This is a genomic window from Alitiscatomonas aceti, assembly GCF_025567195.1.
Lineage (GTDB): Bacteria > Bacillota > Clostridia > Lachnospirales > Lachnospiraceae > Alitiscatomonas > Alitiscatomonas aceti.
Window position 1 is genome coordinate 23,406 of record NZ_JAOQJF010000008.1, and the last position, 15,538, is coordinate 38,943.

A 15,538-nucleotide genomic window follows, 5' to 3' on the forward strand; every position below is an offset into this window, starting at 1 on the left:
CTGTCAAACTACCTGGATATCTTTCTTTTATCCGCTTACGCTTTGACAGTGTCTCCTGTTTTATACGGAAAGCGAACTGTGCTCCTCTCTCCAGATTTCAAATTCCTCCTGGGAAATGGCTTTAGAGTACACATATCCTTGAATAAAATCACAGCCGTCCTGAAAAAGTCTTTCTGCCTGTTCCGGAAATTCAATTCCCTCCGCCACCACGTCCATATCCAGGCTGTGGATCAGCTGGATCATGCTGAGCACGATCTTCTCTGATTTTTGGTTTGTCTCCAGGAAAAATGTGCGGTCAATCTTAATTGTGTCCACATCCAGAGCCCTCAGCACCCCCAAGGAGGAATAGGCAAAACCAAAGTCGTCCAGAGCTACCCGGAGACCGCAGGAACGGAAACCATCCAGAACCCCGCGAACAACGCTGATCTGATTTCCATCCATTAGGGCCGTCTCCGTCAGCTCGATCTCCAGAATCCCGTCGGGAATCCCATATTTTTCCTTGATCTCCCTATACTTTTTATAAATCCCTTCCCCTGCATTTAGGAGGCTGTACCGGGATATATTGACAGAAACCGGAGTGACATTTTTTTTCTCCTTCATCCACCTAGACACGATTCTGCACAATTCTTCAAACACATAAAAATCCAGATCCATGATCTTCCCATTCTGTTCAAACAGAGGAATAAACTGGCCAGGAAACAAAAGTCCCTTTTTCGGATGCATCCAGCGGACCAGCGCTTCTGCTTCATGGAATCCGTTCCTTCCCACCCTAGGCTGAAAATAAATTTTAAAATCCCGGCTGCGCAGAGAATCATAGAAAGATTCGTCCAGTTCATGGCGTTCTGCGATCTGTTCCATCATCTCCTTATCATAAAACACACATACATTCCGGGCCTTAGATATTTTTGATGCATAAACTGCATTCCCAATGACCTCTGCCGCATCCTGCCCCTGAGAGAGCCTGCAGGCTCCCACAAGAAAATCCAGGTCATAGCTGAAAAAGTTTTTATGGATATAACTGTTGATCTTCTCAATACATTCCGTAATACGGCGGGCAACCACTCCCTCCTCTGATTCATGGAGAAGCAAAAGGAAATGGTCCACGTTCACCCGGCAGGCCGCCTCATTTTCATCCACCTCCCCCTCCAGCATCCGATAAACAAACTGCAACGTCCTGTTTCCAGCATTCTCTCCCCAGGACTCGTTGATATGCCGGAAATCCACAATATTCAGGCGAACAATATAATAGCAGAGCCTATTGTTCCCCTTCATCAGTTCCTGGCAGATTTTAAGAAACCCGGACCGGTTCAGTCCTCCAGTCAGAGGATCCCTTAAAAGAGCTGCTTCCTGCCGCTCCACCTGTTTTCTGATCTGATAAAGTCCCGCCAACAGAATCCAAAGCTCCACAAAAGCCAGAATCATATAAAAGGCGATATGACGTGAAAACTCCGGGATCACATCGTCATTGCAGAGCATAGACACATACACCCAGGAGGTTCCCTTTACTTTCTCGTCAGATATCATATACTTCCCATTTCGAATCCATTCACCAGAATCCTTCAGCGCCTGATCCAGAAGGATCTCCGCTCTTTCATCTCCAATGGAGGACCTTGTCCCCCGCTGACAGACCAGCATCTTCCCCGTTTCCATATCGGCCAGACCCACCAGGGCATTTTCAAAATAAGGAGCAGAAAAATCGAAATACTTTTTTTTCCCTGCCACCACCTTCCAGAGTTCCCCGTCTGCGAAAACCGGAGCCGTGAACACAAGAGTATCCGAATCCAGAAGGGTGATTTCAGGCTTTTTCAGATTTTCCCATTCCTTTTCAACAAAATCCGCCAGCTCAGCTCCATCCCCCATATAGGTGATGCCTGTATCCCCTTTATGGAATACAGAGACCAGATCCATATCAAAAGCTTCTGTTTTTCGGTAAAGCAGCTCCTTTGTTATCACCTGCTCCGGCATTCTGGCAAGAGCATCGGCTAAGTCCGCCATAGAGTCCGTTTTGGATTTTATATGCGTGCTGATCTGATCAGCCACATTATGGCTATTGTAATATAGATCCTGGGCCACTGTCTTATAAAGAGTTCTCTGAAAAAGGAACGTGTTCAGCATAAAGCAGATAAGAATCACACCTAGCAATCCCATGATGATCCATATATTATTCCTGATCTTTTGGTTCTGTTTCATGGCATTCTCCCTTTTCCTTTTCCGTATCCTTGGAAATAACATAAAATCCGTCTCTTCCAGAGTTCTTCACCCGGTACAGAGCCACGTCCGCTAGACGGTACAGCTCATTAAATCCAGTCTCCTCCGTTAGGACCGCAATACCAATGGAAGCACTGATGTCTATTCTCCGTTCCCCTGTGCCATAAGTTCGGCGGAGCGCTGCGTTCAGCTTCCCGGCACACCTCTGGATGGCCTCCATATCCCTGACATTTTCGATAAACAGTACAAATTCATCTCCACCCAGGCGTCCGCACAGATCTGTACTCCGAACAGAATGGCGCATGGCCATGGCGCTTTCCTTCAAGATCTCATCTCCGACCATATGGCCCAGGGTATCATTGGCCTGTTTAAAATAGTCAAGATCCAGCAAAAATAATGCTGAATATCCTGGATCCTGGAAAAAGCTGCGCTTTCCCAGAGCTTTTTCCACCTCATGTTTAAAATATGCCCGGTTATACAAAGATGTCAGCGGATCCAGCTGACTTTTCCGATTAATTTCCTGCATCTTTTCATGCTGACAAACCTGCTCGTCATAATTTTCCAGGAATCCTACCAACTGATCCTGGCCGATGACATTATAGTGGATCTTGTTCCATATCCAGACTCCATCGATACAGATTCTGAGGATTTCCGGCTCCATTCTCCTTCTGTTGATCATATTGTTGAAGATACGTTTGTAGGTCTCATAATTCTCCTTGTCAATCACCTGTTTCTTCAGCAGCTCATCAGGAAAATACTCCTCCAGTCTTCCAGTTACCGCCTGCTCCTGTCCATTCATATGGTAGAGTGTAACGGACCGATGGGCAAGATCCACTTCAAATGGAATGTCGTTGGTATGCTTTAGTACCATGAACAGAAGAGAATTTCTGGATGTGAGCGTCGCATTCTTCTCCTTGATCAGAGCAGTAGTACGGTAGACTTCCTTCCCTATAAAAATAAGGAACACCGCAATGCAGATTAATATTCCCCACAAAAGGCCGGAAAAAATTTTCTCAACCTCCCTCACATAACCGGTCACATAATCCTCCGTCAATACGGAAAACACATACCAGTTGTTGATACCCAGCGGTTCATAGTTCACATAACGTCCTGCTCCATGGTAAGTAAAGTGAAAGGCTCCAGGGCGTCCCTCTTCCACGTCCTGCCGGATTTTTCCGACAGTCATTCCGCCAGAAAGCTGATATTTGGCAATCTCCTCCCAGATGTTCTCATCCCGCGCAAAAGAATTGACATTCCTGGAATCACTGATATAGTTTCCCGAATCATCCACGATCTGGAAATATCGGTGGGAATTGGCATCCAGTTCTATGGTTTCCGCGATCCGTTCCACCTGGTAATGGCCCCACAGCACGCCCACTGTCTCCTGCTCCCGCATGATCGGTACTGCCAGGCAAATGGTATCCAAACCGTCCACCACATTTGAAATATAGCTCCGCCCCTGAGATACCACCCCGAGAAGCTCCAGATCCTCCAGATAAACAGGCTTTCCTTCCCAGTCAACCCCCTTTCCCTCAAGATCACAGATCCCCAGATTTTCAAACTTCAATTCAGTCCTAAGGAGACTTATCCGCTCTGTCATCTGAACCAGATCCTCGTTTTTTCTTTTTAAAAATACTCCCTGGCTGACCTGAAGATCTGCCATCACATTTTCTAGTTCTGTTTCTATCAGCTTTGTAACATATTTAGAGGTAAATTCAGTCTGCACCAGATCCTTTTCCAGAAGCAGACCGTATACCCGGTTGAAGCTTGAAGAAAATGTGACATATACGATCCCAAGAATCCCTACACTGATTCCAGCCCACAAAAGAAAACTTAGCTTTTTTTGCTTTTGTTTTTCCATAGCCTTTTCTCTCTGTCCTGTAATTTTTCTTTCCTCTATTTTGCTTCCGTATACCGAATCCGCTTAATGGTTCCCCAGTTTCCTTTGTTTTTCCGGTAACTGATAAACGCATTCAGACGGATAAAGTCAAAAACAAACCGGAAAAATACATTCTCGATCAGACACATGATGCAGGCACGGAATACATCCTGGCGGCTGATACGGATATTCTGCGTATAAATACGCTGAAAAAATGCCGTGATCGTCAGTATTGCGCTGTAAACGGCAAACAATAGATAAAACTGTATCATGAACTTCATATTCAGTAATCCAGCCAGCGCGGCAGCGACGGTTACAGCCAATCCAACCACCTCGATGACAGGAGAGTAGAGCTCATAGAGCATATAATATAGATATGAAGCTGTCCCCACCATTCCAAAACGCGATTTCATAAACATAAAACGATATCGGTTCATGCATTGGAACAGCCCAATATGCCAGCGGCGGCGCTGTTTGAAAAGATCCCGCAGTGTGGTAGGTGCCTGGCTCCAGCAGACCGCATTGGGCTCATAACGGATGGAATACTTCTCCATATTATTTCTGCAATAGGCGTGAAGCTTTGCCACCAGCTCCATATCCTCTCCCAGTACATCTGTCGCATAGCCTCCGGCAGCAATAACCACGCTTTTTTTAAAGAGACCAAACGCACCGGAAATAATGAGATTTCCATTAAAACTGTCCAACAGGATTCTGGAAGCCAGGAAGGAACGGTCATACTCCATTACCTGCATGCTGGCCAGAAAATTCCAGGGCAGATGATAGCTGAGCTCCCGGACAAGATTTCCGTCTTCTTTCTTATGGAAAGAAATGCACTGAGCCACCCGGATCAGCCCGCCCACAGCTACTACATCGTCATCCTCCATAACCGGCTGGACAATGCGCTCCAGGGAATCCCTCTGAAGCATGGAGTCTGCGTCAATGCAGAGAAAATATGGATACTGTGAAGCGTTAATGCCTGCGTTCAGTGAATCTCCCTTTCCCCCATTCCGCTTCTGAAGCAACGTCAGCCGCACCCGGCTATCCGGAGCCTCATAAACCTTTTCAATCTTTTGGCATGGAATGCTCCGGCGTATGGGCCTGTTCACCTGCTTCATATTAAAATGTTCGATCAGAACTCTGCTTGTATGATCGCTGGAACCATCGTCGATCACAATGATCTCATACAGCCGGTAATCCAGATTCATCAGGGATTCCACGCTGTCTAATATGGTAACCTCTTCATTATAAGCAGGCACCAAAATAGATACGGGAAAATAAAAATCGTGCTTCAGCTCATTTTTAATAGTCCGCATCCTATCTGTACGGTAAAGCTTCCATGCTCCCATAGCTACTGACAGGAACAGGTAAGAAGCATAAACCAGTAAATAAAGAAGGAAAAAGCCTTCCATCCACTGTAATAGCTGATAAATCCATTGGTTCATACAGTCGCCACCGCCTCTCCTTCTTTCTTTTTCTCTGACACAGCAGGACTGGCTTCCAGAATGTATTCCAGCATTTCTGTGGCATAACGGTCTCCAGCAGCACTCGCCCTGGCTTCCTCCCAGGTTACTCCCAGCGTTTTTAGAGACCTGGCCGCATTCTGACGGACATACCAGTTTGGACTATGTAAAGCCTCCTTCAGTGCCTCCCTGCTCTCATCATCTGCATAAGCGGCGAGGGAAGTTGCCGCGGCAATGGCAAACTCCCTTTTTCCCTCCGCCTCCCCCTTCAGGATCTTAAGAAGCACTGGCTTTGCCTCCGGGAACGGATGACGGCGGAAATAACGTATCATTGTAAATCGTGTCTCCACAGGAAGTTCTTCCATTTCGAGGGCCTTTAAAATGGGGCCAGCAAAATGGTCTCCGGGAAGTCCGTCTATAAAGCGGAGTATCCCCACTTGAAAACATTCTGTAAGGCCATCGTAAATATCCCAGAGCCGGCCGGCCAGTAATTCCTTTTCTCCCTGGAACCGGTTCAGGCCATCGGCCAGAAGCCTGGGATCATGGTACCACCCATGCTGGCTCATCAGAACAAACGCATGCTCCACCGCCTGGGCATTTCCAAGTGCATATAGAGCGTTTAACACATTCTCCCTGCTAAAAACCGTAGAATTATCCAGGTAACTGAGCAGCCGCTCCATGAGAGCATCCCGCTTTTCCCCCATTTTCGGATGAAACGCCGCGATCACATAAGCAAAAAACGCCTGCTCCATGGCCGCCTTTCCTCTATATCTCTCTGCAACCTTTAAGATTGTCTCATGATTCTCTTTAAAAAAAAATTCTGCTCCCTTTTTCTGCGTCTGGTTCCAGCCTTCCATGCCCTCATGGAAGGCCATAAGCTCCTGGATATTCCAAAGCTTTCGTTCTACCTTCTTCGGCTGCCATATGGGCTTTCCCTGACTAAAGCTTTCCAGATACCTGTTCCAGCGCCGAACCCTTTTCCGATGCTCCCGTTTGATATTTTCGGAACGGAAAATGTACAGCAGATTAAACACCAAAAGAACGATGCAGACAAAAATATAAAAATAAATGACAGTCCTGACCTGAAGCCTCATCTCAATCCGTCCCCCTCCAATAATCCTGCATGATATAGTAGCTGTCCTTCAGGCGCTCACGATACTCCAGGCCCGTCCATCCCTTAAGCCTGAAGGATCCCATGGAAACCGGGCCATCTCCGTTTTCCCTGGCCATCCCGATTCCAATCTCCCTCACAGTCCTAAACTCCACGCCATAATAGACATAATAATCCCTGTGGACTGACATGGAAGCAGGACTCCCCACATTCAAAAGCAGCCACGGAAGCCGTATTTCCACACATCCTTGTCCAAAGCAGAAATCAGACAGGGAATCATAATCCTCTTCCTCGCGTTTTTCACTCCCATGAATCAATTTTCCTGTCTCCCATATGCCAAGACGCTGAAGGACTCTGGCGTCCGGAGACAGAGAGTCTACCAGCATAGGATTTTGAACAGCCATGTATATTGGGACAAAGTTTCCATTTTTCTCCGGAAAATAGATAAAGGGATCGTCCCCCTCCGTCTCATATAAGAACCGCTCCCGCATCGGATTCCAACGCTCCTGGACCAGCAGGCGGCTGTTGGAAACGCCGTCCAGACAGAGGAGCAGGTCCGCTTCCCGTTGGAACGAAAGGGAAGGTACCTCGCAGATACTGCTCCCCATTTCAGGAGAAACATCCAGTGGGATGTACACAGTCTCCCCCCGGTCTGTACCTTCCAGAAGGAGGTAAAGCCCCTCCGCGTCATACCGGGCTGACAGCTTTAGGCCATCCTGTTCCATGAGGACATCCTCCGCCTCCCATTCAGACGGATCTCCGTCCAGTATGCAGACAGCCTCTGCTCCCGGCTCAAATGCCATCAGACCAAAATTCTGTCCTTCTGTCTGAAGATCATGCCACAGGTAATGCTCTGACGGCACAGCGGCAAAGGCAGTATTCCAGCCCGTCCTCTCCCATTCGTCCTGCCAGGTGGAAATAAATCCTCCGGCCCAGCCATCGAACTCCAGAGTCCGGCTGATCTCTGCCAATTTCTGTCCCTGCTCTTTTTCTGTCAGCGGAGCTCTGTCTCTGACAACTGCCCCTCGTCCGCTGGAGATGCCGTATCCAGCCGCCACCACCGGTATCGTATGATATCTGGATAAAAGCTCCAGATATCCTCCATAAGGCTGATCCTCGGGCAATCCAGACAACTGACCAATGAGAGACTGCTTCTGTCTGACAGAAAGACGATCGGCAAAGCTGTCGCAGAAATCATACAGACGATAAGCAGCAAAGCATCCCGCCTCCATGGCATCCGTGGGCAGCACATGCTCTGGATCCGTCTGGGCATGCTTTCCCAGCTGTCTGGCATAGATTTCCTCATATTCAAGGAAATCACAGGCCGGATCGCAAAGAAATCCCACCGGACGCTGGGTTCCATACTTTTCCGTTTCATAGGCAGTGATTCCATCCATGATCCGGGCCATGGCCGCCTCAAAGGGCGTAGCGTCTTCCTTTGTCTGAAAATAAGTTCCCCGATACGCCCCGGAACGGATGCTGCTGTTATCTGTGTAGGAGATGGTGTCCGGATACCACATGGTCCCCACCAGGAAACCTGCCACCCAGGGAGAAATGTCCTTCCGATAAACTCCGCCGCTTCGAATCCCCACAGCCGGCAAATCCTTCCGTCCATGGATAATATCCACCAGAGTCCTTCCATCCTCCAGAAGCATATCCAGAAAAGCTTCGTCGTAAGCGTCCCTGGAGCCGTCTCCCACAGAATCCTCCACACTGGTCCCTTGAAGCAGATACAGCGGCTGGCTATGGGTCATGTTATAGTCGTAAAGCCCATTATAAAAATCATCATCCATGATATTAACAGCCCTGACTGCATTGGCTCCCATTTCTCCAATGGCCTCAAACCACCGGAGATAATCCTCTTTTGAAACCTCATAGGAAGTAGCATAATGTCCCGGCTGGCTGGAGGACACATCCACGCCCCTAAGCGTTATATCTGTATATTTCTGTCCATCCCAGCGGCACAGCTTTTTTCCTTCTGTCCGGAAGGGAGGCTTTACGGCAGATCTCTCCTCACCAGACGGCAGGTAAAAACCATTGTAATATACGGCCCAATAAACCCCCAGTGCAAGGGCCAGAAGAAGCACTGAGGCTGTTACAAATCGTTTCATTCCCGTTTCCTCCTACCCCGTATCTAACTGGCAAATCTGGACGGATGACAGTACTGGCGCAGGGAATCGATATGCTCGTCCAGCCACCGTCCCCGGTTTACCATGTAATTTACCATCTGCTCCACTGCTTCTTCATGGCTGGAGGGATTCACGCTTCGTAAAGTCTCCATACTGCCTTTACCGGGTCTGCGGCGCTCTCTGGAATCCAGCTTTTCCGGGTCAAAGGAGTAGCCCCAGACCTCAAAATTCCGGTCTATGGCGCTTCCAAGCCATTCCACAATCTCCTCTTCATAAGCCACCAGACGCTCCTCGGAGAGGATTCCCTGTCGCAGCTGCCTGTATCGGGAAATGACCCGCTCCACAAACTCCTCATCCTGCATCAGCATCGCATACCAGCTTCTCTGACTCAGCAGAAACTCATTCTCCTCCAGAGGCCGGTAGAAATTGTCCAAGGCATTATTAAAATCCCATACCGGCCCAATGGCCAGCCTGCCACGAGCATCCCGGTAAAAATATGTAGATGCGCCAAATGCATCGTTGATGGACAGAAATTCCATCAAAATATAATAGTTGACCAGAGAATCTGCATCAAAAGTTTCCTTCCATGCATTGGGATCCTCCGTCATCCTGGAAGAATAAAGGATCCTCTCCGCCTCGTTATAGTCTGCCTGCACATACTCCTTCACCTGACTGGTCTGGTAAGAAGTACCCGGATACAGAAGCTCCAGATTCCGCCCTGGCTCCATCCGGTAGGAGTAGGCAGAAAAGCTGTTCAGCACTTTCCTCGGATCAGTATTCTGTTCAATGCGGATCAGATAGCTAAAAACCGGATCCCCTGGTGTATAGCTGCTTAGGGCAAGACGTTTTTCGTCCACATCAATAGTCTCCATCAGAAGATAAACGCCCTGGTAATCCCCATCCAGAATCAGCTCACAGAAACGAGTGTCTGGCACCCAGGTCCCCATGACTTCCGCTGCCAGATTCATACACATGTAATTACGAAGAAGAGTCTTGTCAAGGAAGGGACCATGAAGGGCCCACTCTTTCCCGCTTTCCATTCCCAGAAGTGCCATACGGCGATCCACTTCCGGATGGTCCTCTTCCACTGTTTTTAATAAGAAGTTTCCCTTTGTAAACCACCTGGAGCTGTTACCTCTGTAACGGAACAGGGCCGTTCCCTGGTCTGTGGCTTCGTCCCAGGCGTGGTGCCAGACACCTTCCCCGGACACAGAAGAAAACTGGACGAGAATTTCTTCCTCTCCCCAATCTCCCGTATAAAATCCAACCGTATCTCCCTTTGCGTCTGCATAGGGACGGCCAGGAATGGTCTGTCCCCCAGTCTCAATCCGGATAATGGGAAGATGCGTACAAAGCCCTTCACCGTCACATACAATACAGGGGGCCAGTTCCTCCTCCGAATGCTGTTCCCGGTGCTGCTGGTACCGTAAAACCCCAGTCTGGCTCTCCAGATCCTGTAAAATAACTGATAACAGCAGGACTCCCGCAGCCATTCCTGCCATTACCGCAATCCCACGTCTCATGACCGTCACCCGCTGATCTCATCACTCTGGGTCACAGTATTCACATATTCTGTACTCCCCAGGGCGTACAGGGCATCAGCGATGTCCTGATCCTTCTGATAGTTCATCTGCCATACCTTCCTGGGCATTTCATAAATCAGCTCCACATGGTCTGCAGTGGTGTTGCGTACACGCAGAAGAGCCCGCTTATTGAAATAAGAAAAGACGATTCCTTCCATATCTGCACTTTGTGATTTTCCTCCCCGGATGATCAACAGGATACGATTTTCGTTGCGTACACGCCCCAGAAGCAGCAGTACCACAAATACCATAGCAGTCCCTACACCGGCCACCAGATAATCGCCTACGCCGCAACAGATGCCTATGATGATGGTCCAGAAAATATAGGCCGTATCCCTGGAATCCTTAATAGCTGTACGGAAACGTACAATGGACAGAGCACCTACCATACCAAGGGACAATGCAATGTTATTTCCAATTACCGTCATGACTGTGGCCGTAAGAATCGTAAGGGTCACTAACGATACATTAAATTTCTTACTGTAAGATGTTCCAGCATGGGTATACCAATAAGATATGTAAATGGCGGCGCTTAACACCGCTGCTGCCGCGATATGCAGTACGATCTCCTGTGTCGTAAGGGTTCCGCTTTTTGTAAGCATTTGTGCAAGATACTCTCTCATACTCATTTCTCCTTCGTTAAAAATTAAAATGCTTTCCGACATTCCGGCTTAAACAGTATTTGCTGACCGATATCTCACCGGCGGCACAGCTGCTAAGCATATCTTTGATATAACTCAGTAAAAAGCCGTTATATTTTACCTCCAGCACCACCAGTGACTGATCCTGGACAGGATACTGAGTCAGGCTGCCGTCAAAAATATCAAAGCTGCTTTCCGTTCCCACGATATGATGATCGAAGGTCACCCGGATCTTATTCTCCCTGGCGATAAAGGCTCTCCGCCGATACTCCACAACACTGCGGGGGCGGTAACCATACATATTCATAACGGCATAACACTCCCTGGCCAGCGGTTCACGGCAGGAAAGCAGCACACCATAATCGCCTTTCGTCAACCGGACAGCCTCCTCCCTGGAAAGGCGAAGGGAACGCTTTTTCTGCATGGGACCTTCCTTCTGTTTGATTTCCAACAAGCCAAAGTCACTGTCTGGACCGTAACAGCGAAGCCGGATCTTACGCCGCAATTCCACTCCGTCTATCTTCTCCTGATAATCCCGGTCTTCTATGGAATCGAAATACAAAGACCGAATGGGGTATCCGTCCCCTCGGTTATGTGGATCCTCCATCATAAATTTTGCTAAATTACCGCTGTGATAATAGTACTCAGGCAGACCTATCAGAAATTTTTTTTCCTGCCGCAGGACTTCATTCAATGTGCAGCACCTCCTTCAACGCCCGGTAGTCGTGATATGCAATGGAAATATTCCTGCCAGGATACGCTTCTTTCACGCCGGCATAGCTTTTTCTTAAGGCGGTAAGGCCAGAATTGTAATAGGTATTGATCTCCTCTACGCTACTGCCGTCCGCCTTTTTCAGTTCGTAAATATTGATGAGCTCCTTTCCGTATTCACTGGCCAATTCTACCTCAGTGGCAATGTTCTTGATTTCTGCTCCCCGATAGTAATTCATAACCGCAATTCGGTCGCATCCGTTCCGGATTAGCTCTTCCAGACCTTCCCCCTGCCCCTTTTTGTCGTAAAACCACGGAATACAGACAATCATTTCCAGCTCATGGCTTCTAGCAAGAGCATAGGCCTTCTTCATTCCAGAAACAAAGGTTTCCATAACTCGGTCCGGATCCTCATCCCATTCATCCAGAGTATAAGGCTCCACATCAAAGACAATTCCCTCCAGGCACGGAATCTGCGCCCATTCCTCTCCATCCCCCCTGCGTCGTTCCAGAAACTTCCGTTGGATCCGACGGTTATAGGCCGCAGTTTCCTCCACCTCCTCGCAAAGCCTCTCTCCCTCCGAATCAAGAGCCCAGGAAGGATGCCCCGTCAAACGGTAAATGGTAATACCCGCCTCCATGGCCTTCTCCGCAAACAGGGACATCTGCTCCTGACGACTGTTTTTACTGGAAAAATTCTGGTACAGAACATTCAGTTCCTGGTCCTTCATAATCGAAAACAGTTCTCTATCCGTCTGATTGACGGTCTCAGCGCTCCAGGAAAACAAACCAGCGTTTTCCAGCGATATCCCCATCCGCCCGGAAGCTTCCGATGCACAGGCAGCCGCTGGCCCGGAAAAGACTGCCCACAGGAGCAGAACCATACCGGTCAGCCATCCCCTCCGGTTCCTGGAATATGATCCAGTCCTACTGCGGCACCGGAAGAATGATATTTTCGTTTTCCTTTCAATCATTGATTCAGCAAGATCCTTTCCTAAAATTTAACAGGGTTACTCAATGACAGCGAAGCTGGAAAAACCCTGATTTCTAATACCATTATATTCGTTTTATCGAAGATATTCAAGTATTAGAATATATCCTATGCTAAATCCATAAATCATTTATGGAGGCAGGCTTCATGATAGACTATTCACCTTTCTGGGAAACTCTGGAGCACTCCCAGGAAAACTGGTATACTCTTACCAGCAGACACCATCTTTCCCACAGTACCCTTCACCGTTTAAAACATAATATGGATGTGTCCACACGCACCCTCAACGACCTGTGCCGCATCTTGAACTGTGATATCAAGGATCTGGTAAAATACGTCCCCTCACCCGAAGACCAGACACTGTGATCTGCTGCTAAATCCCCAAAGAAACAAAAAAAAGACAGATACACATCTCTGCATATCTGCCTCTTTTTTAGGCTTCTTTATCTCGTATTCCTGCTTTCGCAAGAATATGTCAGAAGAATCTGTATTTCCCCCTGTCTCCTTTCGACCACAGCATAATCTGCCATCAGGATAGCCGCCCCAAGCCCTCTGTCTTCGGTCAGCACAAAGCCTATGTCATTTTGCAGGGCCACACAAAAATCTGTATCCTTTTCTCTGATCTCCAGTCTGGAACAAGTCCTTTCCGCATAGTTTTTCATAAGAAAGACTAATGTGTCTCTCAGCCACACCTTCTGGCATAAAGCCTTTTCTATCTCCTCCTCATCCCTCATATGAGAAAGAAACTCGCATACCTTCTCCATCTGCTGTCCATTCAAAGAATCAAAAATCTCTTCCAGATCATCAGCAACTTTCTTCGGTCTGTAATCATAGATCATATTCTTTTCCTCACTCCTTCTGGTTTTCCTTTTATATCTGATTGTCTGCGGTGACACATATCCAGTATAACGTATTTTTTAAGAAATCTCCGGTTGAAAAGTGGATATTTCTGGCAGCCATTTATTCCTTCCTAACACTCCGGTCAGAAGGATATATTCCATAAAATGCCCAAAATACAGGGATGCTGCAAAAAGGGCTCTCTCCAAACTTCCCTTATTACAGCATCCCTGCTTATCCCCTTTTTACTATCCCCGACTTCTCCAGGTATCCGGCCACAGCCAGATGCACCGCGCTGCAGGCGGCTGCCAGTAAGAACACATACTGGGGGCCCCATACCTTCCAGATCACCCCGAAGCCGCCGGATACCGTCACTGCCAGCACATGATCCACACTTAAGCCCAGAGACAGATTTCCCATCACATCCTCCGGGCGCAGGCTCAGCTGCTTCATCATCACCGTATGGACAGTATTAAAATGATCCGTCAGCATCACCAGGATATAGGCCAGGAAAACCAGGACCGCTCCCAGTGGTCCGTCCCCGAACCGGCCGGAAGCCGCGCCCCAGGCTGCAAAGGCCGCAAAGAGAAACGCTCCGGCAAAGTATCCGCCTTCTATGGCCAGGGATCTGGAAACTCCCAGGTGGTCCAGCATCCGGCCGATGACTGGGGAAAAGCGGCTCCCGATCAGATGGGCAGCCATGCCTAAAAGCGCCAGGGTATCCGCTCCCATGGCTAAAAGCTCCACAATAAGCCAGGGCGCAAATACGATCCGCATCCGCTTCTGACAGCCGTAAACGGCGGTGATCAGATAATAGGGAATGTAGCGCTTCCGGATATGCAAGGTATCCCGGCGGCCGGTGTTCCTGGCCCGGGGCACATTGAGCTCCGGAGCTGTTTTTCTGAGCCGGACTGCAAAAAAGAGACCGGCGGCAGTAAAGAGAAGCCCCGCCACAAAGGACGGGATCACGCCGTCCCCAAACCAGAATAGCCCGGTGCGGTATCCAATGAATACAGCCGCCGACGCAGTCATGGACGCCAGAGTCATCTTTCCCTTAAGCTGTCCTAAAAAAGTCCCCGTTTTCCCCTCTCCCGACAGATCCATGGCAATGCTGTCCCGCAGGGGCATCATCATATGCTCTCCCAGGGAAAAGGAAAAAAGAAAGATCTGCATGATAAAATATGACGGCGATAAAAGGCCCAGAACTGCCAGTCCCAGGGTACAGAAGCCGTAGGCCATGACCATCAGGGACAGGTTTCCGAGCCCCGAAAGAGCCGTCAGGATCACCACGCACAGGATCCCAGGCGTCTCCCTGGGTATCTCTAAAAGCCCGCGCTGGACCGAATCGACGGCAAATACCTCCTTAAAGTAATTGGAAAATACCCCGCTGCTTAGGCCCACGGCCAGCGACAGGCAGAGTATGGCGTACATAAAAAGCTTTTTTGTGTCGTGATTTATGTCCATGATCTATTCCTCCCTGGAATGTTTTCTCCGTTAAAAACCGCCCTCATAATACGCCCTGGCAATTACATAGGACGGCTCATAATATGCACTGCAGTTATAATTATCGATCACATCACAAATCTCATGATTATAAACCCGGATTATTCCGTCTACCTCGGATTCTCCCGGCTTCTTTGTATCGTGGATCAGTCTCTCATAAACTTTCCCCATTTGGAAAGGCCCAGGAATTTTTGTTACCAGCTCCGGGTCTACCCGATCCACATGAAATGTCCCCTCCGACAGTTGGTATGTTTCTATCCAGTCTTTTTCGACTGCCAGGGGATTTTCTGCATGGAGGACGTTTGCCACGCTGACCAGATGTTCCAGACTCTTTCTGCCAATCTGATTCACCACATAGCGGTTGCGCTGATGAAGTCTTCTTGCAACCCGTTCAATCATGTAACAGACAAAAAATATATCATTTCTGCTGATTTCCTCATCTGGGAAATAAATATTTGTCACAGAACTTCACTCCCCTCAAAATG

The 15,538-nt window shown here is 48.5% G+C and carries 14 protein-coding genes; 1 reads left to right on the forward strand and 13 read right to left on the reverse strand.

The window, feature by feature from the left end:
• Positions 1-60: 60 nt before the first annotated feature.
• Genes OCV69_RS05615 through OCV69_RS05660 form a run of 10 tightly spaced genes read right to left on the reverse strand, consistent with a single transcriptional unit; the run spans position 61 to position 12,619 of the window.
• On the reverse strand, positions 61-2,190 hold the full coding sequence (locus OCV69_RS05615; protein WP_262563018.1) for an EAL domain-containing protein: 2,130 nt from the start codon (positions 2,188-2,190) through the stop codon (positions 61-63).
• Positions 2,162-4,069, reverse strand: a complete 1,908-nt coding sequence (locus OCV69_RS05620; protein WP_158358237.1) for a sensor domain-containing diguanylate cyclase — start codon at positions 4,067-4,069, stop codon at positions 2,162-2,164. Before OCV69_RS05620 ends, OCV69_RS05615 begins: the two co-directional genes overlap by 29 nt.
• Positions 4,070-4,104: 35 nt before the next feature.
• Complete coding sequence (locus tag OCV69_RS05625; RefSeq protein WP_158358239.1) at positions 4,105-5,529, reverse strand: glycosyltransferase family 2 protein; 1,425 nt, start codon at positions 5,527-5,529, stop codon at positions 4,105-4,107.
• Entirely contained in the window at positions 5,526-6,641 is a 1,116-nt protein-coding gene (locus OCV69_RS05630) for a HEAT repeat domain-containing protein (protein WP_158358241.1), read from the reverse strand. The genes OCV69_RS05625 and OCV69_RS05630 overlap by 4 nt, the downstream gene beginning before the upstream one ends.
• Position 6,642: 1 nt before the next feature.
• Positions 6,643-8,769, reverse strand: a complete 2,127-nt coding sequence (locus tag OCV69_RS05635; RefSeq protein ID WP_158358243.1) for a hypothetical protein — start codon at positions 8,767-8,769, stop codon at positions 6,643-6,645.
• Between the two features lie 23 nt (positions 8,770-8,792).
• Positions 8,793-10,310: a CotH kinase family protein gene (locus OCV69_RS05640; RefSeq protein ID WP_158358245.1), complete on the reverse strand. Its 1,518-nt coding sequence runs from the start codon at positions 10,308-10,310 to the stop codon at positions 8,793-8,795.
• A 5-nt stretch (positions 10,311-10,315) separates the two neighbouring features.
• The gene (locus OCV69_RS05645) at positions 10,316-10,993 is read right to left on the reverse strand and encodes a DUF4956 domain-containing protein (protein WP_158358247.1); all 678 of its coding nucleotides are present in this window, start codon (positions 10,991-10,993) and stop codon (positions 10,316-10,318) included.
• Between the two features lie 16 nt (positions 10,994-11,009).
• Entirely contained in the window at positions 11,010-11,705 is a 696-nt protein-coding gene (locus OCV69_RS05650) for a polyphosphate polymerase domain-containing protein (RefSeq protein ID WP_158358249.1), read from the reverse strand.
• Positions 11,698-12,453, reverse strand: a complete 756-nt coding sequence (locus OCV69_RS05655) for a hypothetical protein (protein ID WP_158358251.1) — start codon at positions 12,451-12,453, stop codon at positions 11,698-11,700. The genes OCV69_RS05650 and OCV69_RS05655 overlap by 8 nt, the downstream gene beginning before the upstream one ends.
• 37 nt (positions 12,454-12,490) lie before the next feature.
• On the reverse strand, positions 12,491-12,619 hold the full coding sequence (locus OCV69_RS05660; protein WP_262563019.1) for a hypothetical protein: 129 nt from the start codon (positions 12,617-12,619) through the stop codon (positions 12,491-12,493).
• 241 nt (positions 12,620-12,860) lie between these two features.
• Here OCV69_RS05660 and OCV69_RS16985 point away from each other — a divergent pair, with 241 nt between their 5' ends.
• Positions 12,861-13,079, forward strand: coding sequence for a helix-turn-helix domain-containing protein (locus tag OCV69_RS16985; RefSeq protein WP_158358252.1), 219 nt, complete (start codon positions 12,861-12,863; stop codon positions 13,077-13,079).
• Positions 13,080-13,156: 77 nt separating this feature from the next.
• On the opposite strand, the gene OCV69_RS05670 is transcribed toward OCV69_RS16985, so the two are convergent.
• The 3 genes from OCV69_RS05670 to OCV69_RS05680 form a co-directional block, all read right to left on the reverse strand.
• Positions 13,157-13,552, reverse strand: a complete 396-nt coding sequence (locus tag OCV69_RS05670) for a hypothetical protein (protein WP_158358254.1) — start codon at positions 13,550-13,552, stop codon at positions 13,157-13,159.
• Between the two features lie 232 nt (positions 13,553-13,784).
• Positions 13,785-15,014, reverse strand: coding sequence for a hypothetical protein (locus tag OCV69_RS05675; protein WP_158358256.1), 1,230 nt, complete (start codon positions 15,012-15,014; stop codon positions 13,785-13,787).
• A 30-nt stretch (positions 15,015-15,044) separates the two neighbouring features.
• Complete coding sequence (locus OCV69_RS05680) at positions 15,045-15,515, reverse strand: hypothetical protein (RefSeq protein WP_158358257.1); 471 nt, start codon at positions 15,513-15,515, stop codon at positions 15,045-15,047.
• Positions 15,516-15,538 lie beyond the last annotated feature (23 nt).